Genomic DNA, 3,345 nt, shown 5'->3' with positions numbered 1-3,345 from the left:
CCGCTGGCTCAGGGCATCGTCCAGCGTCAATTGCGCTTCCTCGATATCGCTGCCGTCGCCGCTGACGTCGTGCAAACCGAACGGCAGCGTCGGCTCGTCGATGTCGCCGAGCATTTCGCTGAAAAACCCTTCGTGCTCGTCCTGACTGACGCCCAAGCGCGCCTGCGCCACATAGTTGCGATACGGCACTGCGGCGCCCGGTTGCGCGCTCGGGTCGAGCAGAAAAGCCTGAATCTCCTGACCGACCACGTCCATCGCCATGTGGTCCAGCACCAAATGATGGAACAGCAGCGTCGCTTCTATGCGTTGTTGCGGCGCCGGTTCCCGCGTGTAAATCATCCGAATCAGCGGCGCTTGACTGATGTCGAGGCGTTCGGGCAACTGATCGACCGGCGCTTGTGTGACCGGGGCTTCTGTGACCGGCAGGAGCGCCTCGCGCCAGACCACTTGCAGCGGCTGCTGCAACCCTTGCCACACCACGCCGGTACGCAATATGTCGTGGCGATCAATGACTTTTTGCAGCGCATTGGTGAACGCTTGCAGGCGCTCGAAGCTGTCGAACGCCAGTTGCGTTTGCAGCAGATAAGGATCGCCTTGAGTTGCGCTGAGGTGGTGATAAAGAATGCCTTCCTGCAACGGCGCGAGCGGGTAAATGTCCTGCACGTTGCCGGCACCGCCGGGCACGCTGGCGACTATCTGGTCGATTGCGTCCTGATCGAGATCTGCCAGCGGCAACAGCTGCGGCGTAATGCGCTGGCAACCCTGGGTTATCCGGTTGGCCGGAACCGCGATTTCGCGACCACTGCCAATGGCGGCGGCCAGTGCCGCCAGTGTTGGTTGGCTGAACAGCACGCGCACGTCAGCGCTCAAGCCTTGCTGGCGCATGCGCTCGATCAGGCTGACGGCAAGCAGCGAATGGCCGCCGAGTTCGAAGAAATTGTCTTGCCGGCCAACACGTTCAACCTTGAGCACGTCGGCCCAGATTTGCGCCAACGCCGCTTCAACCTTGCCTTGCGGCGCTTGGTACTCGCGATTCAGCAACGCGGTCTGATCGGGCTGCGGCAAGGCCTTGCGATCAAGTTTGCCGTTGGCGGTCAGCGGCAAATGGTCGAGGCGCACATAGGCGGACGGCACCATGTACTCCGGCAACTGATTTTGCAGATGTTCGCGCAGGTCCTCGATCAGCAGCGGCGTGTGTTCGACGAACCAGACGATCAGGCGTTCGTCGCGCACCAGCGCCACGGCTTCCTTGATCCCGGCGTGGGTTGCCAGCGCGGTTTCGATCTCGCCCAACTCGATGCGCATGCCACGGATTTTCACCTGATCGTCATTGCGACCGAGGTATTCGAGGCTGCCGTCGGCCAGCCACCGCGCGAGGTCGCCGGTGCGATACATCCGCGAATGATGCACAAACGGATCGCGGAGAAAACGTTCGGCGGTCATTTGCGCACGATTCAGATACCCGCGCGCCACCCCGGCACCCGCCACATACAACTCGCCAGCCACGCCAATCGGCACCGGACGTTGTTGTTGATCAAGCAAATAAACCCGCGCATTGGCGATGGGCTGGCCGATGTGCAACGGCTCGCCGACGTTCACCCGTCCCGACGTCGCGACGACCGAGGCTTCGGTCGGACCGTAGTTGTTGATCACCTCAAAGGTCTGGGTTTTGCCGAACTGACGCAAACGGTCGCCGCCAATCAGCAGCGTGCGCAAGGTCGGGTGTTCGAGGTGTTGGCTGAAGGCGTATTCGGCCACCGGCGTCGGCAGAAAACTCACGTCCAGCGGTTGCGCCTGCCACCAACTCAGCAGTTCATCGATGTTCTCGTTGCCGACATCCGCCGGCGGCAAATGCAAGGTCGCGCCGCTGCACAGCGCTGGCCAGACTTCCCAAGCCATCGCATCAAAACCAAACCCGGCGACGCTTGAGGTCTGGCTGTCCTGGCCCAGATAAAACGCCTCGCAATGCCAGTGCACGAGGTTTTCCACGGTGCGGTGTTCGACCATCACGCCTTTCGGTAAACCGGTCGAGCCGGAGGTATAAATCACGTACGCGAGGTGCGCCGGGGACAGCCGCGCAACCTGCGGATTGCTGATCGGTTGTTGTTGCCAAATCGCGCTATCGAGGTCGATCGTGACGCTATCACCGAGCAAACCGCGCGTGGCACTCTGCGCCAGCACCGCCACCGGGGCGCTGTCCTGCAACAGATAGGCGATGCGTTCCGGCGGATACGCCGGGTCAATCGGCACGTAACCGGCGCCGGACTTGAGAATCGCCAGCAGGCCCACGAGCATCTCTGGCCCGCGCCGCACGCAAAGCGCCACGCGGTCGTCGGGCTGCACGCCGTGTTGCAGCAAGTGATGCGCCAACTGATTCGCGCGCTGGTTGAGTTGCTGATAATTGAGCCGCTGCGAACCCTGAATCACCGCCAGCGCATACGGGCGCAATTGCGCCTGCGCCTCGAACATCCCGTGCAAGGTTTGCGCGCTCGGGTAGTCGGCGTCGGTGTGGTTGAAGGTGCGCAGGACCTGTTCACGTTCGTGCGCCGGCAAAATCGACAAGCCATTAAGCGCGGCGCCCGGCGCCTGTTCCAGTGCATTGACCAGTTGCTGCAAGGCGCCATACATATAGTCGCCGACCCGCTGCGCGCCGACCTCGGCGTGGGTTTGCACCACCAGGCGAAAGCCCTCGCCGAGGTCGTCAACGCTGAGCACCAACGGATAATTGCTGCGCTCCTGCGATTGCAGAATCTCGATACCTTCCCAGCCCAGCGGACTGACGACAGCGTCGTCCGCGTCACTTTGGCCCGCCGCACTGTGGCGATAGTTGAGCAAGCTGTTGAACAACGGCAACGACGCCGGCACGCCGCTGCAACGCTGCGCCAGCGACAAGGAGGCATGTTCGTGGCCGAGCAATTGCGAGAGCCGCGCATGGGTCGCGCGCACGCCGGCCTGCACGCCGCTGGCGCCGACATTCACGCGCAACGGCAAGGTATTGATGAACATGCCCAACGCGCGGTCGGCGCCCTCGCCGCCCTGCATCCGGCCGAGTAAAACCGTGCCGAACACCACGTCTTCTCGACCCGTGACCTGGCCCAGCACCTGCGCCCACGCCAAGTGCACGACGCTGGCGACGCTCACGCCCAAGGTACGCGCCTGCTCGCGCAAACGCCGGCTCAGCGTGGCGTCGAGGTTTTGCTGCGCTTGCTCAATGCCGCTGCCGTCGCCATTAACATCCTGCAAGGCAAACGCCAGGGTCGGCTCATCGATATCGCCGAGCATTTCGCTGAAAAACGCTTCGTGCTCAGCCTCGCTGAGGCCCAACCGTGCCTGCGCCACATAGTT

At 62.8% G+C, this 3,345-nt stretch carries 1 protein-coding gene; it reads right to left on the bottom strand.

The genetic code is table 11. The features are described 5' to 3' along the window. The coding region (locus BI292_RS09580; protein WP_157831242.1) for a non-ribosomal peptide synthetase at positions 1-3,345 on the bottom strand (3,345 nt) is incomplete at both ends.

Source organism: Pseudomonas sp. 43NM1 (assembly GCF_002836905.1).
Lineage (GTDB): Bacteria > Pseudomonadota > Gammaproteobacteria > Pseudomonadales > Pseudomonadaceae > Aquipseudomonas > Aquipseudomonas prosekii.
This window is presented reverse-complemented; position numbering and strand designations above follow the sequence as displayed.